The sequence below is a fragment of the Hymenobacter cyanobacteriorum genome (assembly GCF_022631375.1).
GTDB lineage: Bacteria > Bacteroidota > Bacteroidia > Cytophagales > Hymenobacteraceae > Hymenobacter > Hymenobacter cyanobacteriorum.
Genome location: NZ_JALBGC010000003.1, coordinates 611,287 through 635,823, shown reverse-complemented (window position 1 = coordinate 635,823; position 24,537 = coordinate 611,287). Strand labels below are relative to the sequence as shown.

Below are 24,537 nucleotides of genomic sequence, written 5' to 3'. Positions count from 1 at the left end.
GCCGCCGCGTAGCACGTCCGAAAACCGCATTACCTTTACCCGGCCCCCGGCAAGCTTCGTTTTACTCACTTCCAGCCCCGCCCGCCATGCCCGTCGCCCGCGCCTTCAACGTTCAGCAGTGGATTGATGACCACCGCCACCTGCTCAAGCCCCCGGTGGGTAACCAGCAGGTTTTCAAGGATAACAAAGATTTTATTGTGATGGTGGTGGGCGGCCCCAACGCCCGCAAAGACTACCACGTCGACGCCGGCGAGGAGCTGTTCTGGCAGGTGGAGGGCACGATGACCGTCAAAATCATCGAAGACGGCCAGCCCGTCGACATCGTCATTGGCCCCGGCGAAATGTTCCTGCTGCCACCCAACGTGCCGCACTCGCCGCGCCGCCCGGCCGGCACCATCGGCCTCGTCATCGAGCGCTACCGCACGGCCGGCGAAGTTGATGGTTTTCAATGGTATTGTGAGAATTGCGGCCACAAGCTCTACGAGGAGTTTGCCGAGATTACCGACATCGTAACCCAGCTGCCGCCCATCATGAATGCCTTCTGGCAGGATGATGCCAAGCGCACCTGCACCGTGTGCGGTACTTACATGGAAGCGCCCGCGCCGGTGGCGTAGCGTTTTAGCTTATCAACTGTCATCCTGAGCGGAGCGAAGGACCTTATCACGTCAGCTGCATATTGCCCAACCTTGATAAGGTCCTTCGCTCCGCTCAGGATGACAGCCGATTCTTCTATCCACATCCCACCCACCCCGCGTTTGCTTTCCATCGACATCCACACCCACATTCTGCCCGAGCGGTGGCCCGATTTGGCGGCCCGCTACGGCTACGGGGGGTTCATCCGGCTCGACCACCACAAGCCCTGCTGCGCCCGCATGATGCAGGACGACAAGTTCTTCCGCGAAGTGCAGGACAATTGCTGGGACCCCGCCGTACGCCTGCGCGAGTACGACCAGTTTGGGGTGCAGGTGCAGGTGCTCAGCACCGTGCCCGTCATGTTCAGCTACTGGGCGCAACCGCTTGATTGTCTGGATTTAAGCCAGCTGCTAAACGACCACATTGCCGACGTGGTGCGCCGCTACCCCACGCGCTACGTAGGCCTGGGCACCCTGCCGATGCAGGCCCCCGACCTGGCCATCCGCGAGTTGGAGCGCTGCATGAAAATCGGCCTGGCCGGTGTGCAGATTGGCTCGCACGTGAACGACTGGAACCTCGACGCGCCGGAGCTGTTCGAAGTCTTCGCCGCCGCCGAGCAGTTGGGCGCCTGCGTATTTGTGCACCCCTGGGACATGATGGCCCAAGGGAAAATGCCCAAATACTGGCTGCCCTGGCTGGTGGGCATGCCCGCCGAAAGCACCCTGGCGCTGTGCTCGCTCATCTTCGGTGGCGTGCTGGAGCGCTTGCCCAACCTGCGCGTGGCCGTGGCCCACGGCGGGGGCTCGTTTGCCAGCACCATTGGGCGCATCGAGCACGGCTGGCAGGTGCGGCCCGACCTCTGCGCCATCGACAACCCGCACAACCCGCGCAAATACCTCGGCAAGTTCTGGGTCGACTCGCTGGTGCACGACCCACTGATGCTCGACTATCTGGTGAAAACCCTGGGACCGGATAAAATCACGCTCGGCACCGACTACCCCTTCCCGCTGGGCGAGCTGGAGCCGGGCCAGCTCATCAACTCCATGCCGTTTTCGGCCGACATCAAGGCGCAGATGCTGGGCCAGAACGCGCTGGACTGGCTGGGGCTGGAAGCTGCGCGGTTTCGGCTGTGAGCACCATTTCGGCTGCCCGGCATATCTTGTGCCGCTGTCCGGGGGCCACATCCCGGGCTTTTGCTTTCTGCTTACATGGCTATTGGTTTTTTGCGCGGGGTTTCGCGCGGCCTGCGGGCGGTTTTGCTGCTGAGCCTGCTGGCGGGCTGCCGCTCGGCAGTCGAAAAGGAAACCGTGCTGCTGAACGCTGACTTTGAGGAATTTGAGCGGTGGTCGCAGCCTGCTCCGGCTATGCTATCGACCGAAAAGGCCCACTCGGGGCGCTATTCCTACTGCGTGAAGCAGGGCGACGACTTTGCCGGCAACTACCATACCTCGCTGTCGGACTGCCCCGAGCCGCCCACGATGATGCGCCTGGACGGCTGGACCTACCTGCCCAACGTGCCCATCGGCTCGACCATTCTGGTGCTGGAAGTGCACTGCCACGGCCGCCGGCCCGACGTGTGGAAGGGCATCAACATCGACCAGGTGGTGAAACGCTACGATAAGTGGGAACACTTCACCAAAACCTACCGCATGCCCGACGACCTGCTGCCCAGCGACGAAATAAAACTCTACGTCTGGTGCCCCGAGCGCGGGGCCGTCAAGTATTTCGACGACCTCAAACTGGTGGCCTGGCGGTAGTAGCGGCCCTTTCATTTCTGCTCCTCCTCGCCGTGCCTTTTGCTCCTCTGCTCGTATTCGCCAAGCGTTATCCAACGCTTACTGTGGTGGCCGGCCACCTGCTGCTGCTGGCTGCCATCACTTCGGCCCTGTATGCCTTCGGCATCATCCGCTACCTGCCCGGGAATGACAACCTGATGCACCTGGACGTGTATTGGTACGACAAGATTAGGCAGGAGGGCTACTCGTATTCGACCACCACCACGAGCAGCGTGGCCTTTTTTCCGCTGCTGCCCTACCTGTGGCGCGCCACCGGCCTGACCATGGCGGGCATGAGCGTGCTGAATTTCAGTATGTTTCTGGCAGCCTTCGCCTGGCTGGCGCACCAATTGCGGCTACCAGCCCGGCTGAGCCTGCTGCTGCTCTCGACGCCGGTGCTGGTGTTTATGGCCATTCCGTACACCGAGGCGCTGTTTTTTCTGTTTGGCACCTGCCTGCTGCTGGGCCTGCACCGCGGCCAGTTGGGCTGGTGGGCCATTGGGCTGTTTGGCTGCGGGCTCACGCGCACGGCCAGCCTCATGTTTGTGCCGGTGCTGGTATTCACGGTGCTGCTGTGGGCCGCCCAGCCGGGGCAGGCCCGGCGGGCGCTGCGTTGGGGCGGCGTGGGGCTGCTGGCCATCGGGGCGGCGGTGGGCATTGTGGCCTACATGCAGTGGCAGCAGGTGGGCGACCCGCTGGCCTTTACCAAGGTGCAGAAGTTCTGGAACAACCACCTGCGCTGGCCCGACTACCCCTTCGTCACGCCCGCCGGCATCGACATGCTCTGGCTCGATGCGCTGGCGCTGTGCCTGGGCTGCGGGGCCGTGGGCGTGTGCGGCTGGCTGGCCGTGCGCTGGCTGCAGCAGCGCCGCCGCCCGCTGCCGGTGGTGCCGCCCATGGTGCTGTTTGCGGTGGGCTATTACGCGCTGCTGGTCGTGTACATCGCCTCGCACCAGGGCGGCAGCGTCTGGAACCTGAGCCGCTACATGCTGGCCAGCCCGTTTTTCGTGGTGCTGGTGTGGTACCTGTATACCCTGCCGGCGTGGCCCGGCCGCACCTATGCCTGGCTGCTGCTGCCGGCGCTGGCGGTGTGGCAGCTGTTCGGGGCCTTCAGCCAGGAGTTCGATAATTTCACCTGGGGCCAGTCGGCGTGGTATTTCGGCCTGCTCAGCGTCTACTTGTTTGCGTATCTGATGCTGCGGCAGCTGCCCTGGCGGCGCGAAATCATCATGCTGCTCTACGTTTTCAACCTGGTTATGCAGCTGCACCTTATGGATGCGTTGCTGCAAGGCTACGTGATTCAGTAGCTCGGCCGGGAATCTGGCAGCCGGTTGAATCGGTCGGCCACCCGACTACCCGCGCAAGGCCAAAACCTTTTGTTAGCACCGCGCCCGCTTTGCCCCGACCTTTGCGGCCCGATATGAACGACACCGCCGCCACCCTCGACGCCACCGACCCGCTGGCTTCCTTCCGCCAGGAATTTCACCTGCCGCCCGGCCCCGACGGGCAGCCCTGCGCCTACTTCTGCGGCAACTCGCTGGGCCTGCTGCCCCGCGCCGCCCGCGCCGCCGTCGAGCGCGAGTTTGCCTCCTGGGAAGAGCGCGGCGTAGAAGGCCACTTCCTCGGCGCCTCGCCCTGGATGCACTACCACAGCACGCTGGCCGAAGCCACCGCCCGCCTGGTGGGCGCGCGGCCCTTAGAAGTGGTGGTAATGAACAACCTGACCGTGAACCTGCACCTGCTGCTCGTCTCGTTCTACCGCCCCACCGCCACCCGCTATAAGGTATTGATGGAAGGCGGCGCGTTTCCGTCCGACCAGTACGCCCTCGAAAGCCAGGCCCGCCTGCACGGCCTCAACCCCGACGACGTGATTGTGGAGCTGGTGCCCCGCCCCGGCGAGCACACCCTGCGCACCGCCGACATCGAAACCAAAATTGCCGAGCTCGGCGACTCGCTGGCCACCGTCATCATCGGGGGCGTGAACTACTACACCGGACAGGCCTTCGACATGGCTGCCATTACCAAGGCCGGCCACGCCGTGGGTGCATTTGTCGGTTTCGATTTGGCCCACGCAGCCGGCAACTTGGAGCTGCACCTGCACGACTGGGACGTGGACTTTGCCTGCTGGTGCACCTACAAGTACCTCAACTCGGGCCCTGGCGGCACCTCGGGCGTATTCGTGCACGAGCGGTTTGCCGAACGGCCCGACCTCGTGCGCCTCGCCGGCTGGTGGGGCCACGATGCCTCGGAGCGGTTCAAAATGAAAAAAGGCTTCCGGCCCATGCCCGGCGCGGCCGGCTGGCAGCTCTCCAACGCCCAGATTTTCCCGATGGCCATTCACGCCGCCAGCCTCGACATCGTGGAGCGCGCCGGCGGCATGCCCGCCCTGCGTCGCAAAAGCGAACAGCTCACCGCCCGCCTCGAAAGCCACATCCGCGCCCTCAATCTGCCAGCGGCCAAGCTCGAAATCATCACGCCGACGGACCCCGCCCAGCGCGGCTGCCAGCTCTCGGTGCTGGTGCACGAGCGCGGCCGCGAGCTGTTCGATTTCCTGGCCGACCAGGGCGTCATCGCCGACTGGCGCGAGCCCAACGTCATCCGCCTCGCGCCCGTACCGCTCTATAATTCGTTTGCCGACGTCGACCGCGTGGGCGAAGCGCTGACGCGCTTCTTCAGTTAGGAGTTCAGAGTTAGGAGTTAAAATCGTCTTGCCGCTGGTGACTGCCAAGCCCTGTTTTTATCCGCCAACTTCAATTGCCAACTCTTAACTTTTAACTCATAACTCTTAACTAAAAAAATGGAAGATTACGCCGCCAAGATGCTGCTGAAGACCGACGCGGCCCTGCGCGAGTACGTGACCGGCCATGTGCAATACCGCGAGGCCGCCGTGCTGGCTGCCCTCGACGAGCTGCGCCGCCGCGGCCAGCCTGCCCCCGAAGAAGCCGCCCTGCGCCCCGCCCTCGAAGCCGGTGCCGCCGCCCAGCGCACCCGCGACGAAGCCGAAGCCGCCCGCCAGGAGGCCATCCGGCCCTCGGCCGCTGCCGTGCCGGCCGAGGAAGCCGCCGCCGACGAGAAGGACCCGGCGCTGTATTCGCCCGTCACCATCGTGCTGTTTTCGATACCGTTCACCTTTATCGCCGGCGGCGCGCTGCTGGGCCTGAACCTGTGGCGGCTCGACCGCAAGCGGGCGCTGCTGGGGCTGGTGTTGTTTCTGGTGGCTTATATCATCGTGGTGGCAGTGGCTTTGCAGTGGGCGTTGCCCATCTACGGGCTGAGTTCCTGGTACGGCCCCCTCATCAACCTGCCGCCCATTCTGGCCTACGTGCTTTGGTTCTGGCCGCGCAACATGGGCGGCGTGAGCTACCGCAGCCGCAGCTGGCTGCCGCCGCTGCTGGTGTGTTTCGCCTTCCTCTACGGCATGCAGAAATTCAATGCCTACCTGATGAAAAAGCAGCCGAAAGCGGTGCAGGAGCAGTTCGAGCGCATGATGCCGAAGTAATTTAGCTACACCGAAGTAGCCCGGTGGCTCGTTAAGCAGACGAGTCGCCGGGCCTTTTTATTCGCCGCCATGCCGCTCCAGAACCTGCCGCTGCCCGGGGCCGACCTCCTGTTCGACCCTGCCTTCCTGCCCGCCGCCGAAGCCACGGCGCTGCTGGCCCACCTCACGGCCGCGGCGGCCTGGGAGCAGCGCACCATTCGCTTGTTTGGGCAGGAGTTTCCGCAGCCGCGCCTCACCGCCTGGTACGGCGACCCCGAAGCCCGCTACACCTACTCGGGCCTGGCCTGGGAGCCGCGCCCCTGGTTGCCCGCCCTCGCCGAGCTACGCCAGCGCCTCGAAGCCACCACCGGCACCCGCTACAACAGCGTGCTGCTGAACTTGTACCGCGACGGGCGCGACAGCATGGGCTGGCACGCCGACGACGAGCCCGAACTCGGCCCCGCGCCCGCCATTGCCTCGCTCAGCCTGGGCGCGGTGCGGCGCTTCCGGCTGCGCCCGCGTCCGGGCCTGGCGCACGCGCCTTTTGGCCTCGATTTGCCCAACGGCAGCCTGCTGCTGATGCGGGGCCCCACGCAGCAGCACTGGCAGCACGCGTTGCCCAAAACGGCCCGGCCCGTGGGGCCGCGCCTCAACCTCACGTTTCGGTGGGTGGAACCAGCCGCGCCGCGCTAGTACCGGATGCCGGGATGCCCGCACAGGCGCGGGCAGAAGGTTTCGCCCACTTCGTAGTCGCCCACCCGCAGCACGGCGCGCACGGCAAAGGCTTTGTTTAGCGGCAGCGGGTACGCGGCCGTGGGCGGCTCCTCGGCGGAGAAAAGGTCGGCCGCGACCACCAGCGAAGGCTTGGGGCGGCGAAAGGCGATACTTGCAGGCATGAGCAGGCAGGAAAGGCGGCGGTGGGAATCGCCAACAACCCAACCCCGGACGGCCCGGCGGCGTCGGACTCGTTTCAAGGAACGTACCAGTTTTGGCGACAGCCTTTTCGATAAACCTGACATACTGCGCCTTACTGTTCAGCTACGCATACGAAAAAGCCCCGTCCAGCTATTGGACGGGGCTTTTTGCCGCCAGAAGACCGGCGGGTTATTTAATGTCGAACAGCAAGCCGAAGTAGCCCAGGCGGCCGTAGCTGGGCGCGCCGTATACCTGGAAGTTCTGGGCGTCGAACAGGTTGGTGACACCGGCCTGGGCCGTGAGGTGCAGCGGCTTGATGAGGTAGCCCACCTGCGCATCCACGGTGTGGGCCGTGGGCACGGTGCCGGTAGCGAAGGTCGACTCGTACAGGAAGCTGTCGACCCAGCGGTAGTTCACGTTGTAGCTCAGGGTCCGGTTCAGGGCCTGGCCGTCGAGGCCGAGGTTGTACTTGTGCCGGGGCGTGTTGAAGAACGACTGCGTGCCGACTTTGAAGGCCTTCGTGATGAGGTCGTTGTAGCTATAGTTGCCGCTCACCGTCAGGGCCGGCGCGAAGGCGTAGCTCAGCGTGAGGCCCGCGCCCTGGCTTTGTACGCGCTGGTCCACGTTGGCGGCAATCTGAATCACGCGGGTATTGTTAACGGTGCCGTTGAGCAACGTTGGGCTTTGGAAGCGCACGCTGCCACCGGTAGCGAGTTGCGTAGCGGTGGGGCGGCTACCATCCACATTACCAATGAAGTTCTGGGTGGCAATGAAGTTGTTGTACACGTTGTAGAAGTAGTCCACGTCGAGGTACAGCTTCTTGGCAATCTGGGCGCGGTAGCCAAATTCCACGCTGTTTACCTGCTCCAGCTTCAGGGCCGGGGCGGCGTACTCGTAGGCGGCCAGCTCGGCGGCGCGGGTTGGGGCCAGAATGGTGGGGTCGGTGGCCAGGCGGCCACCCAACGACGGCAGGTAGCCCTGGAAGCCGCCGCGCACGTTGCCCAGTAGCAAGGCGCGGCCCACGTCGAGCTTGATGTACTGGTCATTCTGCGTAGGGGCGCGGAAGGCGCGGCTGTAGCTCACACGGAAGTTCTGCAGCTTATCGGCCCCGAGCGAGTACACGGCCGAAGCCCGCGGCGAAAACGCCGTGCCGAAGTTCTTGAAATTGTCGATGCGGCCGGCCGCGGCCAGCTTCAGGTGGTCGTCGAGCAGCGTTTTGGTGGCTTGGGCGTAGGCGCCGTACTCGTAGTTCTTGATGCGGTCGCCGTCCTTGGTGTCTTCAAACAGGCTGCCATCCGAGCCCAGCAGAAACTGGCGGTAGGCCGCGCCCACGGTCAGGTCGGCAAAGTTGTTTTTGAACGTGTACTGCCCACTGCCCTCGTTCAGAATGGAGCGGATGATGAGGCGCGCGCCCTGGCCCGGCGTCGGGTCGTGAATAATTTTGTTGCGGGCCGCGTCGAACTCCGGCGTGCCCGGCTTCAGCAGCGGGGCGCTGGTATTGGCCGCGTTGCGGGCTGCGAGGGCTGCGGCATCGGCTGCCGCCGCGGCGCTGTTGCCGGCTCCCAGCGCCTGGGTGTAAGCGGTGTTGTAGGCCACGGCATACGTGCCAAAATACCGCTCGGCGTAGGTGACGGGTTTGCCGGTGTTGGGGTTGATGGCGTTGCCCGGGGCCGCCTGCGTTTGCAGGAAAGCGCCCAGGAAACCCAGGTTGTACGAGCCGTCGGTTTGCGGGTCGCGCTGGCCCGAGTAGTCGTGCGTGGTGAAGGCGCGCAAAAACCAGTTGCTGCCCTCCAGCTGCACCCGGCCCTGGTGCGCGCCGCTGTTGATGAAGCGGTAGCGGCTCGCGCTCTGGTACGTGGTGGTGCCGTTGGTGTAGCGGTAGTCCACGGTGGCTTTGATGCGGTTGGTCACGAGCACCGAAAAGCTAGGTGCCAGCTTGTAGGAGTGCGTGGTACTGTCGCCGGCCACGAGCTGGCGTTCGGTGTAGCCGGGCAGAAACACCGTTTTGTTGGCCAGCAACGGCCCGGCGTAGCCCTGCGTCGTCGGGCTGGCCGGAAACGTGTTGCCAATGTCGCCGTAGCGGCTCACCGCGTCGTAGCCCAGGTTCGAGCCAGCGGGGTTGTTGGCCGGCTCAATGAACGGCGAAGTGGCATCGAAGTTGGTGGCCACGAAGTCGTTGGCCCGCATCGCGCCGCCCGAAATCTTGAACGCCATGCGCTCGCCGATTTTCTGGGCGTAGCGGAACTGGCCGTCGAGCATGCTGCGGTTGCCGGCGCGCACGCGCAAGGTCAGGCCGGGGTCGCGGAACGGGTCTTTCGAGTTGGTGAGCAGCACGCCGTTGAAGGCGTTGGCGCCGTAGAGGGCCGAAGCCGGGCCGTGCACCACTTCCACGCTGGCCACATCCAGCACCGGCACGCCCAACAGGTTGCCAAAGTTGCTGCTGATGCTCGGAATCTGCGTATCCATGTAATCGGCCAACTGAATGATGCGCTCCGAGCGCGACGAGTTGAAGCCGCGCGTGCTGAAGCTGGCCGCCAGCATGCTCGAACTGCTCACATCAATGGCTTTGAAACGGGCCAGGCCCGCCACCAGGTCGGGTGTGGTAATCTGCTCCACCTGGCGCTGGTCGAGCTTTTCCACCGTCACCGGCACCTGGCCAATGTTTTCCTCCACGCGGGAAGCCGCTACCACCACCTGGTCGAGCATGGCGCTGGGGCGCAGCGTCACCACCAAAGCGTTGTCGGGACCGGCAATGGGCAGCTCCTGGGTTTCGTAGCCGATGAAGGACACCGACAGCGTAAGCACGCCCTTCGAAAAATCCCCTTTCACCTCAAACTGGCCTTCCTCGTTGGTGCTGCTACCCGTGTAGGTACCCTTGAAGAAAACCGTGGCCCCCGGCAGCGGCGCGCCGGCCTCGGTTTGCACCGTGCCGCTCACGGCCTGCAGGCCCTGGGCATAACTGCTCGCCGACAGGCAAAAGCATAGAATAAAAAATACGTAAACGCTGCGCATAGGAGAACAAGTTGGTTATTGGAACCCCAAATATACCAGTTATTTCCTATTGGTAATGTGCGTTTTGTAATGTTCGGTTTCTAAAAAATGGCCAACGCCAGTCCATTTTTTAAGCCAGATTGCAATGAGGATAGTTTTTTAATGCTAATAGCGAATCTGCGGATGGCCTAGAATGCGCGGGTCACCTTCCGGGCTTATTACAAATTCACCAATCCGAATGGTTGCGCGCTTGCCCACCGGGCAAACCGGTGCTGCCACGAGGTAGCGCCGGCTGCCTGCCACCGGCTTGGCCCGGGCACTTTGGGCAATGAGCACCAACGCCACCCCGCGCCGCCGCAGGGCCAGCTGCCGCCACTTTACCAAGCCCGTCCGGGAAGCGTGAGTTCGTGTCATGATGAATAATTTTATCGATTTAGTTCTAATTCGACAAAAGTCCGGTGGGAGTTGCCCGATGTAAAAAATTTACGACCAACTTGTCCGAATTCCTGTTGAATCCCCGGGCTTTCGCGTTGGTGCTGCGCTGCGGTGCCGGCCAGTGGGCAGGCGCGTAGTAGCTTCGCCGGGCAATCCTTTTTCCCGCCCACCCATGACCACGCCTTCCCCTGCCTCGCCAACTGCCGCCCCCGATTCCGTCACCATCATGGGCGCCGGCCTGGTGGGCTCGCTGCTTTCGCTGTACCTGGCCCGCCGGGGCCACGCCGTGCAGGTGTTTGAGCGCCGCCCCGACCCGCGCCGCGCCGATGTGCACGAGGGCCGCTCCATCAACCTGGCCCTTTCGGACCGCGGGTGGAAGGCCCTGGGCGGCGTGGGCGTGGCCAACGACATCCGCCAGGTGGGCATTCCGATGAGCGGCCGCGTGATGCACGACGTGCACGGCAACCTCACGCGCCAGCCCTACGGCCACGAGGGCCAGGCCATTTACTCGGTGAACCGCGGCCACCTCAACCGCCGCCTGCTCGACCTGGCCGAGGGCCAGACCGGGGTGCAGGTGCATTTTGGTCAGCAGTGCCTGGGCATCGATTTGAAAACCAAAGAGCTGCGCCTGCGCGACACCGAAACCCGCCAGGAGCACACTGCGCCCTACCAACGCCTGTTCGGCACCGACGGCGCTTTCTCGGCCGTGCGCGCTGCCCTGCAGCGCACCGACCGGTTCGACTACTCGCAGGATTTTCTCGACTACGGCTATAAGGAGCTCACCATTGCCGCCGGCCCCGGCGGCGCGTGGCAGTTCGAGAAAAATGCCCTGCACATCTGGCCCCGGGGCCAATACCTGATGATTGCGCTGCCCAACCTCGACGGCTCGTTCAACTGCACCCTGTTTTTTCCCTTCGAAGGCCCCGAAAGCTTTGCTGCTTTGCAAACGCCGGCCGACGTGACCGAATTTTTCACCCGCGTATTCCCCGATGCCACGCCGCTGATGCCGGCCCTGACGGAGGAATTTTTCGCGCACCCCACGGGCTCGCTCGTCACGGTGAAGTGCTTTCCGTGGAAGTACGATGACGACGTGCTGCTGCTCGGTGATGCGGCGCACGCCATTGTGCCGTTTTATGGCCAGGGCATGAACGCCGGCTTCGAGGACTGCACCGTGCTCAACCAGCTGCTCGACCAGCACGGCGATGCGGCCTGGGCCGATATCTTCGCCGAGTTCCAGGCACAACGCAAGCCCAACAACGACGCCATGGCTGACCTGGCCATCTACAACTTCGTGGAAATGCGCGACCGCGTGGCCGACCCGCGCTTCCTGCTGCAAAAGAAGATTGAGGCGAAGATTTCCACGCAATTTCCCGGGCGGTGGGTGCCGCTGTACTCGCAGGTCACTTTCTCCGACACGCCCTACGCCGAGGCCTGGGCCGCCGGCCAACGCCAGGACGCCATTATGGCCCGCCTCATGCCTCACATTCAAGCCGAAGCCGACTACGAGCAACCCGCCGTGCAAGCCTTGGTGCAGCAGGAGTTGGCCCAGCAACCCGCCCGCTAAACCGGCTTTGCCGGTTGCGCGTGGCAGCCGACCCGGCCGGAGCAAGAAGCAGACGGAGCAGGAAGGGCGCAAAGGCAGCAGCTTTTTCAGGATGTAAAATGCCCGTCCCCGCCGAAAAGCGGGGCTGGAGCTAATGCAAAAGCGGGAAATGAAACCAGCGGCCGGCACACGCCGGCCGGCCTGGCGCTAGCGAATGGCCAGGCCGAGGCCGTCGAGGGGCAACAGGGTGCCTTCGAGCTGCTGGCGCAGCAGCACGTAGCTGCGCAGCTGGCTGGAGGCCAGCACCCGGCGCACGCTGGCCAGGTAGCGGGCCTGCGCATCGCGGGCGTCTTTGTCGGAAGTAGCCAGCAGCAGGGCCGCGCGCTCGTCAACGGTGCAGTGCTGCAGGGCCATTTGCTGGGCCGTGCTCAGGCGCAGGGCATCGGCGAGGTAGCCGGTGATGCGCTGCACATCGTGCACGTGGCGCGAAAGGCTGGGCGCGGCGGTTTCGTTCTGCGTTTCGGCGGCGGTAGCCGTGGGGTGCGTGGCCCAGCGCTGGGCCCGGGCCGGGCCGGCGGAAAGCGCCAGCAGCAGGCCCAATAGGCCAGCAAGTGCCCAGCGAATAGCGGAAGTAACAGGTTGGGCGCAAGCCAGTGGCTGCAGAGTAGTACTTGGCATGCCACAAATCTATATCAAAATTACCACATTGTTTTATCAAGAATAAATTTACTTCGCCGGCCGATGGCCTAACTTGCCATCTGAACGGCTACTTTAGACCGACGAACGACCCAATTCGAAGCCGTTTTAAGCGGACTTCCCCACTTGCTGCCCCTATGCTGACCTGCGCCATTATCGACGACGACGAAATTAATCGCCTCACCCTGGAGCATTATGTGTCGCTGACCCCCAACCTGAAACTGGTGGCCTCGCTGGCCGATGGCATGGCTGGGCTGGCTTTTTTCCGCGAAGGCAACCGTGTTGATGTGCTTTTCCTCGACATTGAGATGCCCCACCTCAGCGGGCTCGACCTGCTGCGCGTGCTGCCCAACCCGCCAGAGGTCATCATCACCACCGCCCGGCAGGATTTTGCCGTCGACGCCTTCGCCCTGCGCGTGACCGACTACCTGGTGAAGCCGTTCGAGTTTGCCCGCTTCACGCAGGCCGTCGAGCGCGTGAGCAGCCGCGTGGGCAGCAGCGCCCCGGCCGGCGCCCCCGCCGCCGCCGAAGTGCCTACCCGCAGCGACCTGTTTGTGAAGGTGAACAGCCGCATGGTGCGCATCAACTTCGACGAAGTGCTGTATGTGGAAGCGCTGTCCGACTACGTCAACATCGTGACGGACAAGCATAAATACATTGTGTACACCACGCTTAAGGCCCTGGAAACGCGCCTGGCGCCATACACCAATTTTGTGCGCGTGCACCGCAGCTACCTGCTTAATACCCAGCACATCGAGTCGATTGAGGACAACACGGCCAACCTGCACGGCGGCCACTTCGTGCCCATCGGCAAGTCGTACCAGGAAGGCTTCTACAAGAGCCTGCAGCGCATTTAGAGCGGCTTTCTACACCAGCCCCGGCATTCGCTCGAAGCCGGTGCCAAGAATGGCGAAGTCGTCGGCGCCAAGCCAATCCTTCAGCACGCTGGCGTAGATGCTGCGGAAGTCGATTTGGTGGCGCAGGTCGCCTTGGTCGAGGTTGGCGAGGTCGGGCGCGGCGTTGAGGACGCCTTTTTTGGCGAGCGCACCACCGGCCAGAAACACGTTGTTGGCCGTGCCGTGGTCGGTGCCGTTGCTGGCGTTCTGGCCCACGCGGCGGCCAAATTCGGAGAAAACCAGCACCAGCGTGTTGTTCCACTGGTCGTGCTGGCGCAGGTCGTCGGCCAGGGCCGCGAGGCCGTCGCCGAGGTCAGTGAAGAGGCGCTGCTGCTGCTCGTGCTGGCGCACGTGGGTGTCGAAGCCGCTCAGGGCCAGGTAGAAAACGCGCGACTCGACGCCTGAGTTAATCAGTTCGGCGGTGGTTTTCAGGTTCTTGCCGAAGTCGGAATTGGGGTAGGCGACCGTCGATTTATAGATTTTTGACTTGTCGTAGAGGTAATCGGCCGAGGAGGCGGTTTCGGCCAGCGTTTTATACAGATAGTCAACCTGCTCTTGGTGGGCGGGCGCGGTTTCCTGGCTCACCTTGCTGAGCAGACGGTTTTGGGTAAGCTGGTGGAATTTATCGGGCGTTTTCAGCGCCAAGCCTTTGCGCTGACGGCCTTTCAGGGCCAGGCTCAACGTATCGTCGATTTCGAGGGCGTTGTAGGGCCGCTGGCAGTCGGCGCAGCTCGAATCGAGGTAGCGGCCCAGCCAGCCGGTGCTCACCACCTGCTCCGAGCCCGAGCCCGACTGCCAGATATCCATCGAGCGGAAGTGCGAGCGGTCGGGGTTGGGGTAGCCCACCGAGTTCAGCACGGCCAGCTGGCCCTGGTCGTAGAGGCCCTTCAGGCCTTTTAGGGCCGGGTGCAGGCCCAGGTCCTTTTCAAGGCCCAGAATACCTTCGGCCTCCTTGATGCCCAACGTGGGCCGGGCCTTGTAGTACAGGTCGTTGCGGTACGGAATGACGGTGTTCAGGCCATCGTTGCCGCCGCCCAACTGCACCACAATGAGGCGGCGCGCGCCGGCCGCATCGCGCAGGCCGGCCAGGCCGGGTCCGCGGTCCAGGGCGTGCAGAAACTTGGGCACCAGCAGCAGCGTGCTGGCCAGGGCGGAGGTGCGCAGGAAATCGCGGCGGGAGGTAGGCATAGTGGAAGGGGATAGGGAAGATGGGATAGGGCACGTCATGCCGAGTGCAGCCGAGGCATCTCGCATGGGGCCATAATTCAATCGTTCAGGCGTTTTACTTAGTGGTGGCACGCGAGATGGCTCGGCTGCGCTCGGCACGACGTGCCTTCGCAAAACATCAGGCCAACTGATACTCCGGCAAACTCAACAAGCTCACCAGTGTGGCGCGCAAGGCTTCGGCCGGCTCTTTTTGCGCGGCGGCCTGCTGCACCAGCTGCAGGTTTTCGGGCCGGATGCTCGCCTGAAATAAGAAGTCGCTCAACTTTTCGGGCTGCTGCGGAGCGGGCGTGGCGCCGAGCAACTGTTGCAGCGGGGCCAGCGGCAGGTGGGCGCCCGCGCCGGGCCGCACAGTGCGCTGGGCCTTGGTCTGGTTGGGGTCGATGTCGTTTTCGTCCTGCTTCAGGGCCACGGCGAACTCGGCGTTTTTGAACAGGATGGCCGGCAGCTGCAGGCGCAGCAGCAGCGACGACGAGTCAATCCAGTTGCGGCCGCCGGGCCAGCCGGCCACGTTGGGCGGCTGAAACAAGTTTTGGCCCAGCGCGCGCTGGTAGCCCAGCAGCGGCTGGGCATTGTCGATTTTCAGGTTCAGGGTGCGGCGCAGGCCGGCTAGCAGCTCCACGGGGCTTTTGATGTGGGTGCCCACGTTGGCCGGCTCGTAGAACCAGTCGGCCGAAAACATCCGCTCCAGCAGGTCGGCCATGTCGTAGCCGCTTTGGCGGAAGGCGGCGGCGAGCGGCTCGATATGGGCCGGGTTGGGCACGTCGTTCACGAAAAAGCGGTAGATTTTCGTAGTGAGAAACGTGGCCGCAACGGGCTGTTCCAGAATGATTTTCAGCACATCCTCGCCCGTGAAATTGCCGGTGCGGCCCAGAAAGATTTTCGAGCCGGCATCGTGGTCCCGCGCCCGAAACCGGAAGTTGCCCTGCCCGTCGTAGCCCCAGCCGGTGAAGGCGCGGGCGGCTTCCTTCACGTCATTCTCGGTGTAGTTGCCGCGGCCGAGGGTGAACAGCTCCATCACCTCGCGGGCGAAATTTTCGTTGGGATGCTCCTTGCGGTTCTGCTGGTTGTTCAGGAATTGCAGCATGGCCGGCTCCTGGCTCACGGCCAGCAGCAGGTCCGGAAACTTGCCCAGGGCGTGCTGCCGGGTGGCGTTGTGCAGGCTCAGGGCCGGGCCGGGCTGGCGCACGCGGCAGGCAAAGTGCCCGTGCCAGAACAAGGTCATCTTCTCGCGCAATTGCGCCGGGGAGTTGGCCATGCGGTCCATCCAGGCCGTGCTCATGTTGTTGAAGGCATCGCGGATGCCCTGGTTCTGCATCTTGCGCTGCTCGGGCGTGAGGTCGGCCCGGCGCAGGCGCGGCACCCCGGCCGCCACCCCCGGCCTGAACGCGGCGCGGGGCCGCATCGGTGCCACCGGGGCGGCGGGTGCCCCGGGCGCGGCCGGCTGGTCGGGCGTGGTCACCATGCCGGTGGGCACGGGGTTGTTTTTCATGGTGGCCGGGTCGGCCATCACCGCGCCCTGCGGGTCGGTGTAGTTGAGGCTGGCACCAACCAAGGGCTCGGAGGCGGCCGAATCGTGGAGCAGCTGGCGCAGGGCTTTGCGCGGGCTCAGGCCGGCGGCCACGTCCTGCGGGCGCGGGCCGAAGCCGGCGCGCCAGTAGAGGTGTTGCAGTTGCTGGGAGCTGTTCATGCCCCTTCAGACGCAGTTTGGCGGCGCGGGTTTAACGGGGCGGTACAGTAGGTACATGTCGCTGGCCGCAGTTTAGCGCGCAGCGCGTAACTGCAGGCCGATAGGTGAGGCGAGTTTATAACTCGCCATTGGCACGAGGTAGACGGCGTTGGATTGCTGCTCCGCAGCAGCGAGTTGCAAACTCGCGTTACGCGTAAGCCTGCAGTTAGGCGCTGCGCGCTACACTGCGGCCAGCGGTGTTCGCTCATTCCTTAACTCAATCGCCTGCGCCCCCTAAAACCGCGCGCCCAGCACCACGGTCTTCTTGTACTCGCGCTTCTCGCCGCCGCTGGGGCGGAACAGCTCGACCAGCAGAATGTAGTAGCCCACAGCGGCTTTGTGGCCCCGGTCGTCGATGCCGTCCCACTGCACGAAGCCGGTGGTGGGCAGGGTTTCGTTGCGCACGAGGTGGCGCGTGAGGCGGCCCAGAGCGTCGTACACGGTGATGGTAGCCGCGTATCCCGTATTGTCGAGGTGGTAGTTGAGGGTAGCGAAGTCCTGCTGGCCGTCGTCGTCGGGCGTAAAAATTTCGGGCGTGATGGCCAGCTCCTGGTCGCCGCCCACGGCATCCTGGGCCTGCGAGTTGGGGCGGCCGGGCGTGGCGTAGCCCACCGCGCCGGCCGCCGAGTGGAAATTGCTGCCGTTGCTGGCGCCGTTGGTGCGAATGCGTTCCAGCGACACGCCTTCCTGCGTGCTCAATAGGCTCAGGTGCAGGTTTTTGTTGTAGGTCAGCCGGTCAATCTCGAAGCCCCGGCTATCGGCGAGTATTACGGTGCTGGCATCGGGGAAAGTAGGCAGGCTGCTGAGCTGCACCAGATTAGCCGCGTCGCTGCTGGTGGGGTACTGCGCCGTGATGATGGCCGTGCTGCTGCTGAAAGCCAGCAGCAAACCCGGCCCCAGCACCAGCGGCCCGCTGCTCAGAATCGCATTGTCGACGCTGCCGTCGGGCTTCAAATTGCCCAGCTGCCAGCCCTGCAAATCGATGAACTTGGTGCTGCGGTTGATGAGCTCGACGAAGCGCACGCCGCCCGTGCGCGGGTTGAACAGGATTTCGTTAACCACCACGTCGCCGCTCACGGCTGCTTCGGGCAGGGCGAAAGTGGCCGATTGCAATGGGCCGCTGGCGTTACCGGCGCAGTCGGTGGCCGTTTGCACGGCCAGGGTGGTGGGGCGGCTGGCCCCCAGGGCGGCCCCCAGCGTGAGGTCGACCTGCCGAAAATCGGGCCCTACGGGCGCGGCGCTGGTAATTGCAATGGCGGGCGACAGCGTGTAGCGGCCGATGGTGGCCGCCGCGGCACTGTCGAGCTTTTCGGAGAAATAGGCGCGCACGGTGTTGGCGTTCAGGGCCACGGCGCGGAGCAGGGTGGGGGCCAGGACGTCGGCGTTGGCGGCGCGCACCGAGTTGGCGCGGCCCGGCGTGCCGCCGGTGGGGTCGGTGCTGGCCATCCAGTTTTCGGCCCCGCCGCAGTAGCTGTTGGCATCAATCATTTCGAGGCTCCAGCCGCCGTCCTTCTTTTTGGGGTCGCGGTACCAGGCGTCCGAATACGAGACTTCGAACAACGTGCGGCCGTCGCGCCCGCGCAGCACCAGCTGGTCGCCGCCGTTGCTGAGCGAGGGGAAATTAGTGAGGCCATATACCTTACCGTAACTGGCAAATTGCAGGGTGCGCGTGCTGCCGCACAGCACCGCATATTGCCCGGGCAGCAGCTTGGCGGTATCCGGAAAAACGGCCACCGTGGCGCTGCTGCCCTTGCCCAGGCGCACGCCGCGCAAACTCAGGGTTTTGGTGGCGCTGCGGTTGTAAATCTCCACGTATTCCGACAGTGGCAAGCCCACCTGCGGGGTTTCATCGGCAAAAATCTCACTGATAATCAGCTCGCCCACGGCCGGGGCCGAGGGCAGCGCCGTGAATGTAGCCGTGAGCGGCCCGGCCGCCACGTTGCCGTACAAATCAGCAATGCTGCGGGCTTCCACCACGCTTTGCGGGGCAAAATCGGCCGCGAACGTGAGGCGCACGCCGGCCGGGTTGCTGGCCGAAACCTGCGCCGCCACAGGCACCGCTCCGCTTTGCAGGCGGTAGTTGGCGGCCAGGCCGGCGCTGGCCGCGCTCACGGGCTCGTTAAACAGCAGGTCGACCTGCCGGGCATCGACGGGCGCGGCGCGCAGCAGCAGCGGCGCGGTAGCGTCGGTCACGGCAAAGTCGTCGAAGGCAAACTTGTTGAAGTTGGCCGAAGAGTAGAGCAGCGACACGCCGAAGGCCACGCTGCGCTGGTAAGTGGCATCAATGGGCTGGGCGGCTTCGGCCACGAAGGTGCGGCCGCCGGTGAGGTCGCGCTCCAGGGTCCAGCGGTTGGCGGTGGTGCGCGTCACGCGCACGCGCACCAGGTTGTTGGTGGTGCTGGCCAACGTACCGTTCAAGCCGTCGATGACGAGCACAGCGGCTTTGGTCGAGTCCTTGCGGAAGAGGCTCACCTCGTCGTCGGTGCCGCCGAGGCGCACGAAGTAGCCGGTATTGTTGGCGTTTTTGAGGTCGGGCTGGGTGGCCATCAGCCACACGTCGGCCAGGTTGCCCGAGCTGGTGGCGAATTTCAGGTTGGCCCAGAATTCCCACACCGTGCCAATGTTGGCCTGGCTGGGCGTGCTGAGCACAATGGGCGTAGTGGAGGTGATGGCCGGGCCGTTGCTCTGCAGCTGCTGATTCACGACCTGGAAACTGGCCGCGTCGCCGGTCCAGGCGGGGTTGGCGGTGAAGTTGCCGTCGGTGAACGCATCAACGACCTGAGCCTGGGCCAGGGCGGGCAGCAACAGCAGAAGGAGCAGGTACAGGTGTTTCAAGCGAACGGGACGCGAAGAAGTGAGGAGGCAAAAATCAGGAAGCGGCGTCTAAAGTAACCCATTTCTGGCGACATTTGCGAATGTGTGCGCAGGGGCGTACCTATTTAATTTTCTGCTTTTTCCATGAAAATTGCTGTTGTGGGTGCCACCGGCCTGGTGGGCACCGAGATGTTGAAAGTACTGGCCGAGCGCCAGTTTCCCCTTACCGAGCTGCTGCCCGTGGCTTCGGCCAAATCGGTGGGCCAGGAAGTTGAGTATCAAGGTAAAAAATACCCCGTGGTGAGCATGGACGACGCCATTGCGGCCCGGCCCGATTTCGCCATTTTCTCGGCCGGCGGCTCCGTGAGCAAGGAGCACGCGCCGCGCTTCGCCGCCGTGGGCACCGTGGTGATTGACAACTCCTCGGCCTGGCGCATGGACCCCACCAAGAAGCTGGTGGTGCCCGAGCTGAACGCCGACACCATCGGCCCGGACGATAAAATCATTGCCAACCCGAACTGCTCGACCATTCAGATGGTGGTGGCGCTGAACGACTTGCACAAGAAGTACAAAGTGCGCCGCATTGTGGTGAGCACCTACCAGAGCGTGACCGGCACCGGCAAAAAAGCCGTGGACCAGCTGCTGGAGGAGCGCGCCGGCCAGACCGCCAGCAACCCCGCCTACCCGCACCCCATCGACCTGAACGTGCTGCCGCACATCGATGTGTTCGAGCCCAACGGCTACACCAAGGAGGAGCTGAAAATGGTGAACGAGACGAAGAAAATCATGGGCGACGACAGCATCCGCGTGACGGCCACCTGCGTGCGCATCCCGGTGATGGGCGGGCATTCGGAATCCATCAACGTGGAGTTCGCCGAGGAATTTGACCTGGCAGACGTGCGCGAAATCCTGGCCAATACGCCCGGCGTGGAGTTGGTAGACGACCCTTCCACGAACAAGTACCCCATGCCCAAGGACAGCCACGGCAAGGATGCCGTGCTGGTGGGCCGCCTACGCCGCGACGAAACCCAGCCCAAAACCCTGAATATGTGGGTGGTGGCCGACAACTTGCGTAAAGGCGCCGCCACCAACGCCGTGCAGATTGCCGAATACCTGGCCGGCAAGCGCTAGCGGCCAACCGCTACAGCAGGCGTTGACCCAAACGGCCCCGGCGGAGCAGCAATGCCCGGCCGGGGCCGTTTGGCGTGGGGCGCTCAAAGCCGGGTTTCGTTGGGAAGCGGCATACCAGAAAACCGGGCGGGTGCGTTGCAGGGTTATGAATTTGAGTGGCTTTGCTACTTTGCAACACTGCTATGATGACAACGATACGCGGGTTTTTTGTGGGGTGGCTGGTGCTGCTGGCGGGCCAGCTGTGGGCGCAGGCCCCGGCCGTGCTACGCGGCCGGGTGCTCGATGCCGAAACCCACCAGCCCATTCCAAATGCGCAGGTGGGCGTGGCCAACAACCGCATTGGCACGAGTACCAATGACGACGGCCGCTTTGTCCTGAACATCCCGCCGGCCTACGCCCGCGAGCGGCTGACGGTGGCGCTGCTGGGCTACAGAAATTACAGCCAGCCGCTGCCGGAGCTGCCGGGACCGGAGCTGCTGATTGCGCTGAAAATTGCGCCGGCGGCGCTGGGCGAAGTGCGAGTGGCGGGCTCGGTGCTGTCCATTGTGCGCGAAGCGGTGGCGCGCATTCCTGCCAACTACCCGGGGCGGCCCACGCGGCTGGAGGGCTTCTTTCGGGAGTCGGACGAGGAACTGGACCGGCACCAGTACCGCTACCTGGGCGAGGCCGTGCTGAAGGTGCTGAAAGCGCCCTACACGCAGCCGAAAAACGACGGCGAAATCGTGATTAAACAGTCGCGCAAGGTCGATTTGCGGCTGCAGCACAAAACCGGACTGCTCCAGGAAGGCTGGTACGCGGGACCGTTTATTCCGCATCGGTTCGATTTTGTGCACAACCGGCTGGACTTTATCAACGAAGCCGATTTTAAGAATTACGACTACAAGCTGGCCGATATCACCACCTACAACGACCGGCCGGTGTACGTCATCACCTTCGGCCCCAAGCCGAAGAACAACCACGCCGATTTTGAGGGCCGGCTCTACATCGACCAGCAGAGCTACGCTTTTCTGGCGGCCGAGTGGCACCGCACGCCGACAGGCATCCGGCACGACTTCATGCCGCGGAATTTCGAGGCCGAGGTGCGGGCCTACCGGACGGAATATCAATTCTATGCCGGGCGCTGGCACCTGAAAAGTGTGTGGTACAACACCGTGGGCACGGGGGCGACGCATGTGCGCCTGCGCCACCTGGTTGAGTTCCTGACCACGGCCATCGACACGGCGCAGGGCCCGAAGCCGGGCTATATCGAAAAGGCGCAGTTCCGCGACGTGTTCCGGCAGAATGCGGTGCGCTACGACTCGGCTTTCTGGCGCAACTACACCACGCTGCTGCCGCCCGAGCAATTGCGCCACGCCCTGCGCGAGCAGGAACGGCAGCAGCAGGCCGAGCTGCTGTTTGCCGCGCAGGCGGCTCCGGCCAGTACCAATAAATCAACAAAGAGCCCGCTCTGGAAGGTGTTGGAGCGGCTGCGCACCGGCTCGGTGGGGAGCCTGCTGCCGCTGCACGCCACCGCCGCCGACCTCAGCCTGAGCTTTGCGCCGCCGGGCTCGACGTTTTTGGCGCAGGCCCAGCGCCAGACCCCGGCTCGGGACGCGGCTTTTGCCGGCGGCTGGTTCGTGGGCAGCCTGCAGCTCGACTTCACCAAAACCCTGTCGGCCTACTACAGTGCCCGCCAGGTGCGGGGAAGTTTTCAGGGCCAGAGCCTGGAAATTGGCGCGACGTACGAGCACAACTTCAACCCGCGCCACCGGCCTATTCTGGGCCGCATCGGGGTGGCGTATTTCAACCAGCGGGTGGGCTACGATTTCGGCACGTTCGACAACGCCGACGAGGGCCTGCGCGTGGCCGGCACCAAGCTCAACGCCGACCGCATCAGCGTGGCCGTGCAACAGTTCTCCGAGGGCTGGATGCCCCGGCTGGGCCTGGGCGTGGAAGTCACGCACCACCTCGAAGTGGTGGCCGATGCCGGCCTGCTGCTGCCCTGGCGCACCCGCAGCGAGCTGCACCTGGCCGAGGAAAGCGGCTTTTTTCTGGGGCGCAACGAGGTGGACTTGGCGTTGCCGGCCGCCGGGGCCACCGTGCTGGTGAACAACGCCCCGGGGGCCGCGCCGTGGTCGTTGGGCCGGCCGGTACTCACGCTGGGCATTTTGTACCGGCTACTTTAGGATGCTCGGAGTGCTGACAAGCCAGCTTAAGCCAACGTCCTGCCTTGCATCGTTGCGTACACTGCCCATGCGTTGGTTAAAATTCGGCTTTTGGATGCGCTTCATCGGGCTGTTGGTGTGGTTGTTGCCGCTGGGCCTGCGCGCGCAGAATGCCGTGCTACGGGGCCGCGTGCTCGACGCCGAAACCCACCAGCCCATCCCCAACGCGCAGGTGGGCGTGGCCGATAACCGCCTCGGCACCAGCACCAATGATGACGGCCGCTTCGTGCTCAGCATTCCACCGGCCTATGCCCGGGAACGCCTGACGGTGGCGCTGCTGGGCTACCGCAGCCACACGCAGCCGCTGCCGCCGCTGCCCGGGCCGGAGCTGCGCATCGAGCTGAGAATAAGCCCGGCCGCGTTGGGCGAGGTGCAGGTAACGGGCTCGGTGGAGGGCATTGTGCGCGAGGCCGTGGCGCGCATTCCGCGCAACTACCCGGCGCGGGCCACCCAGCTCACGGGCTTCTACCGCGAGTCGGACAACGACAGCATCGGCCGGCCGCGCTACCTGGTGGAGGGCCTGCTGACGGTTTTCAAGCCCGACTACCGCCAACCGGCCGACGATGGCGACGTGCAGATTCGGCAGGCCCGCAAGGTGGATTTGCGGCCGGCCGGGCAGGCCGTGCGCATCGACTGGGCGGGTGGGCCATTCATTGCGCAGTTTGGCGATTTTGTGCATCGGCGGGCGCAGTTCATCAACCCGAAACACTTCCGCGACTATGCCTACCGGCTGGCTCCAGGCAGCAGCTACGCCGGCCGGCCAGTGTACGTGGTTGACTTTGGGCCGCGCAACGGCAGCCGCCGCGCCGACTGCGAGGGCCGGCTCTACATCGACCAGAGCAGCTACGCTTTTTTGGGAGCCGAATGGCACTTCACGGCCACCGGGCTGCGCCGGGCCGGCCATGATATTAGTACGCGCCGGCTGCGGGTGGCCTACCAGCCCTATGCCGGCCGCTGGCACCTGAAAACCGTGTGGTGGCAAACCCGGGCTAAGCTGCCCATCGGCCCACCGCTCAGCTATTTCGGCGAGTTTCTGGCCACGGCCATTGATACTGCTAACCTGGTGCGGCCCGGCTATGTGGACCGGGCGCAGGAGCACGACGTGTTTCTGCGCACCACGGTGGCCTACGACTCGGCTTTCTGGGCCGGGCAAACCACGCTGCTGCCGTCGGTGGCGGTGCGCCAGGCCCTGCTCGACCAGCGCCGCCAGCAGCGGGCTGACTCGCTGTTTCGGCGAAGCCGGACCGGGGCCGATTCCAGCGCCGCCAGCCCGGCCAGCCAGCCCGTCCCCAAAGAATCGGGGCTCTTGCGCTTCCTGAGTCGCCTCAGCTACGGCGTGGCGGTGGGGGCGTGGCCGCTGGCGGGAACGGGCAGCGAGCTGGCGGTAGATTTCGCTCCGGCGGGCTCGGGCTTTGCCTTGCGGGGCGCGGCCGGCGTGAAGGCTCCAAAGCCGGCGTTGTTCACCAGCTTTGCTTATCAGTTTGCCCTTTCGAAGTCGGTGGAATTGCGCGTGGCCTCGACGCGGGTGCACGGGCAATTTGAAGGTGAGGGCTGGCAACTGGGCCTGAGCTACCAGCGCAACCTGCGGCCGCGGCACCGCCCGCTCTACGGCCGCGCCGGGCTGGCCTATGCTCCCCAATCGGTGGCCCGCCCCGTGGGCACCTTCGACAACCCCGACGCGGCCCTGCGCGTGGCCGGCACCAACCTCGGAGCCGACCGCCTCAGTGCCCGCCTGCAAACTTTCACCCAGGCCGTGCTGCCCACCCTGGGCCTGGGGCTGGAGCTAACGCATCAGTTTGAGTTGGTGGCCGATGCGGGCTACCTGCTGCCGCTGCGCACCCGCGCCCAGTTGCAGCTGGCCGAGGAAAGCGGCTTTTTCCTCACGCGCAGCTCGGCGACGCGCAATCTGCCCGATGCTGACGTGGTCCTGCGCGTGAATGGCCAACCCGCCACTTCGCTGCCGTGGCAGCCGCAGCACTGGGTGCTAAGCGTGGGGCTGCACTACCGGTTGCGGCCGTAGCCGGCTTGGCGCATTGGTGGCCGGTTGCGTATGAGGTGGATAACAACTCGCCA

General features: G+C 64.4%; 19 protein-coding genes. 12 read left to right on the top strand and 7 right to left on the bottom strand.

Translation table 11 applies throughout. The features are described from left to right. Positions 1–86: 86 nt before the first annotated feature. The 7 genes from MON38_RS12420 to MON38_RS12390 all read left to right on the top strand — a co-directional run bounded on the left by MON38_RS12420 (position 87) and on the right by MON38_RS12390 (position 6,579). Positions 87–614, top strand: coding sequence for a 3-hydroxyanthranilate 3,4-dioxygenase (locus MON38_RS12420; RefSeq protein WP_241936491.1), 528 nt, complete (start codon positions 87–89; stop codon positions 612–614). 99 nt (positions 615–713) lie between these two features. Continuing rightward, positions 714–1,766: an amidohydrolase family protein gene (locus tag MON38_RS12415; RefSeq protein WP_241936490.1), complete on the top strand. Its 1,053-nt coding sequence runs from the start codon at positions 714–716 to the stop codon at positions 1,764–1,766. A 75-nt stretch (positions 1,767–1,841) separates the two neighbouring features. Further along, entirely contained in the window at positions 1,842–2,390 is a 549-nt protein-coding gene (locus MON38_RS12410; protein ID WP_241936489.1) for a hypothetical protein, read from the top strand. Between the two features lie 32 nt (positions 2,391–2,422). Continuing rightward, positions 2,423–3,715: a hypothetical protein gene (locus tag MON38_RS12405; protein WP_241936488.1), complete on the top strand. Its 1,293-nt coding sequence runs from the start codon at positions 2,423–2,425 to the stop codon at positions 3,713–3,715. Positions 3,716–3,828: 113 nt separating this feature from the next. Next, positions 3,829–5,088: a kynureninase gene (gene kynU, locus MON38_RS12400; RefSeq protein ID WP_241936487.1), complete on the top strand. Its 1,260-nt coding sequence runs from the start codon at positions 3,829–3,831 to the stop codon at positions 5,086–5,088. Between the two features lie 117 nt (positions 5,089–5,205). Next, a complete protein-coding gene (locus tag MON38_RS12395; protein ID WP_241936486.1) occupies positions 5,206–5,907 on the top strand; it encodes a hypothetical protein in 702 nt (233 codons plus the stop codon). 69 nt (positions 5,908–5,976) lie between these two features. After that, positions 5,977–6,579 (top strand): alpha-ketoglutarate-dependent dioxygenase AlkB family protein, encoded by a 603-nt coding sequence (locus tag MON38_RS12390; RefSeq protein ID WP_241936485.1) that lies wholly within the window; start codon positions 5,977–5,979, stop codon positions 6,577–6,579. Here MON38_RS12390 and MON38_RS12385 read toward each other — a convergent pair. From MON38_RS12385 to MON38_RS12375, 3 genes are all read right to left on the bottom strand, one after another. Next, the gene (locus MON38_RS12385; protein WP_241936484.1) at positions 6,576–6,782 is read right to left on the bottom strand and encodes a hypothetical protein; all 207 of its coding nucleotides are present in this window, start codon (positions 6,780–6,782) and stop codon (positions 6,576–6,578) included. The genes MON38_RS12390 and MON38_RS12385 overlap by 4 nt on opposite strands. A 208-nt stretch (positions 6,783–6,990) precedes the next feature. Beyond that, positions 6,991–9,813 carry a TonB-dependent receptor gene (locus MON38_RS12380; protein WP_241936483.1) on the bottom strand — a complete coding sequence of 941 codons (2,823 nt, stop codon included), beginning with the start codon at positions 9,811–9,813 and terminating at the stop codon, positions 6,991–6,993. 144 nt (positions 9,814–9,957) lie between these two features. Further along, positions 9,958–10,206 (bottom strand): hypothetical protein, encoded by a 249-nt coding sequence (locus MON38_RS12375; protein ID WP_241936482.1) that lies wholly within the window; start codon positions 10,204–10,206, stop codon positions 9,958–9,960. 193 nt (positions 10,207–10,399) lie between these two features. Between MON38_RS12375 and MON38_RS12370 the strand changes: the two genes are divergently transcribed. Beyond that, the gene (locus MON38_RS12370) at positions 10,400–11,791 is read left to right on the top strand and encodes an FAD-dependent oxidoreductase (protein ID WP_241936481.1); all 1,392 of its coding nucleotides are present in this window, start codon (positions 10,400–10,402) and stop codon (positions 11,789–11,791) included. Positions 11,792–11,977: 186 nt separating this feature from the next. On the opposite strand, the gene MON38_RS12365 is transcribed toward MON38_RS12370, so the two are convergent. Continuing rightward, positions 11,978–12,448, bottom strand: a complete 471-nt coding sequence (locus MON38_RS12365) for a hypothetical protein (protein ID WP_241936480.1) — start codon at positions 12,446–12,448, stop codon at positions 11,978–11,980. Positions 12,449–12,603: 155 nt separating this feature from the next. On the opposite strand from MON38_RS12365, the gene MON38_RS12360 reads away from it, so the two are divergent. Continuing rightward, positions 12,604–13,323, top strand: a complete 720-nt coding sequence (locus MON38_RS12360; RefSeq protein WP_241936479.1) for a LytR/AlgR family response regulator transcription factor — start codon at positions 12,604–12,606, stop codon at positions 13,321–13,323. A gap of 9 nt (positions 13,324–13,332) precedes the next feature. Here MON38_RS12360 and MON38_RS12355 read toward each other — a convergent pair whose 3' ends face one another. From MON38_RS12355 to MON38_RS12345, 3 genes are all read right to left on the bottom strand, one after another. Then, positions 13,333–14,550, bottom strand: coding sequence for a DUF1501 domain-containing protein (locus MON38_RS12355; RefSeq protein ID WP_241936478.1), 1,218 nt, complete (start codon positions 14,548–14,550; stop codon positions 13,333–13,335). A gap of 157 nt (positions 14,551–14,707) precedes the next feature. Next, on the bottom strand, positions 14,708–16,276 hold the full coding sequence (locus MON38_RS12350; RefSeq protein WP_241936477.1) for a DUF1800 domain-containing protein: 1,569 nt from the start codon (positions 16,274–16,276) through the stop codon (positions 14,708–14,710). Between the two features lie 273 nt (positions 16,277–16,549). Beyond that, the gene (locus MON38_RS12345; protein ID WP_241936476.1) at positions 16,550–19,150 is read right to left on the bottom strand and encodes a lamin tail domain-containing protein; all 2,601 of its coding nucleotides are present in this window, start codon (positions 19,148–19,150) and stop codon (positions 16,550–16,552) included. A gap of 123 nt (positions 19,151–19,273) precedes the next feature. Here MON38_RS12345 and MON38_RS12340 point away from each other — a divergent pair, with 123 nt between their 5' ends. The 3 genes from MON38_RS12340 to MON38_RS12330 all read left to right on the top strand — a co-directional run bounded on the left by MON38_RS12340 (position 19,274) and on the right by MON38_RS12330 (position 24,484). Continuing rightward, on the top strand, positions 19,274–20,260 hold the full coding sequence (locus MON38_RS12340) for an aspartate-semialdehyde dehydrogenase (RefSeq protein ID WP_241936475.1): 987 nt from the start codon (positions 19,274–19,276) through the stop codon (positions 20,258–20,260). Positions 20,261–20,442: 182 nt separating this feature from the next. Next, complete coding sequence (locus MON38_RS12335; protein ID WP_241936474.1) at positions 20,443–22,425, top strand: carboxypeptidase-like regulatory domain-containing protein; 1,983 nt, start codon at positions 20,443–20,445, stop codon at positions 22,423–22,425. Positions 22,426–22,492: 67 nt separating this feature from the next. Next, positions 22,493–24,484 carry a carboxypeptidase-like regulatory domain-containing protein gene (locus MON38_RS12330; protein ID WP_241936473.1) on the top strand — a complete coding sequence of 664 codons (1,992 nt, stop codon included), beginning with the start codon at positions 22,493–22,495 and terminating at the stop codon, positions 24,482–24,484. Positions 24,485–24,537: the final 53 nt, after the last annotated feature.

Coding starts and splice junctions, on each gene's coding strand:
- kynU (WP_241936487.1), top strand. CDS start 3,829: ATGAACGACACCGCCGCCACCCTCGACGCCACCGACCCGCTGGCTTCC.
- MON38_RS12380 (WP_241936483.1), bottom strand. CDS start 9,813: ATGCGCAGCGTTTACGTATTTTTTATTCTATGCTTTTGCCTGTCGGCG.
- MON38_RS12390 (WP_241936485.1), top strand. CDS start 5,977: ATGCCGCTCCAGAACCTGCCGCTGCCCGGGGCCGACCTCCTGTTCGAC.
- MON38_RS12330 (WP_241936473.1), top strand. CDS start 22,493: ATGCGTTGGTTAAAATTCGGCTTTTGGATGCGCTTCATCGGGCTGTTG.
- MON38_RS12415 (WP_241936490.1), top strand. CDS start 714: ATGACAGCCGATTCTTCTATCCACATCCCACCCACCCCGCGTTTGCTT.
- MON38_RS12335 (WP_241936474.1), top strand. CDS start 20,443: ATGATGACAACGATACGCGGGTTTTTTGTGGGGTGGCTGGTGCTGCTG.
- MON38_RS12420 (WP_241936491.1), top strand. CDS start 87: ATGCCCGTCGCCCGCGCCTTCAACGTTCAGCAGTGGATTGATGACCAC.
- MON38_RS12365 (WP_241936480.1), bottom strand. CDS start 12,448: ATGCCAAGTACTACTCTGCAGCCACTGGCTTGCGCCCAACCTGTTACT.
- MON38_RS12360 (WP_241936479.1), top strand. CDS start 12,604: ATGCTGACCTGCGCCATTATCGACGACGACGAAATTAATCGCCTCACC.
- MON38_RS12375 (WP_241936482.1), bottom strand. CDS start 10,206: ATGACACGAACTCACGCTTCCCGGACGGGCTTGGTAAAGTGGCGGCAG.
- MON38_RS12395 (WP_241936486.1), top strand. CDS start 5,206: ATGGAAGATTACGCCGCCAAGATGCTGCTGAAGACCGACGCGGCCCTG.
- MON38_RS12340 (WP_241936475.1), top strand. CDS start 19,274: ATGAAAATTGCTGTTGTGGGTGCCACCGGCCTGGTGGGCACCGAGATG.
- MON38_RS12385 (WP_241936484.1), bottom strand. CDS start 6,782: ATGCCTGCAAGTATCGCCTTTCGCCGCCCCAAGCCTTCGCTGGTGGTC.
- MON38_RS12410 (WP_241936489.1), top strand. CDS start 1,842: ATGGCTATTGGTTTTTTGCGCGGGGTTTCGCGCGGCCTGCGGGCGGTT.
- MON38_RS12355 (WP_241936478.1), bottom strand. CDS start 14,550: ATGCCTACCTCCCGCCGCGATTTCCTGCGCACCTCCGCCCTGGCCAGC.
- MON38_RS12350 (WP_241936477.1), bottom strand. CDS start 16,276: ATGAACAGCTCCCAGCAACTGCAACACCTCTACTGGCGCGCCGGCTTC.
- MON38_RS12370 (WP_241936481.1), top strand. CDS start 10,400: ATGACCACGCCTTCCCCTGCCTCGCCAACTGCCGCCCCCGATTCCGTC.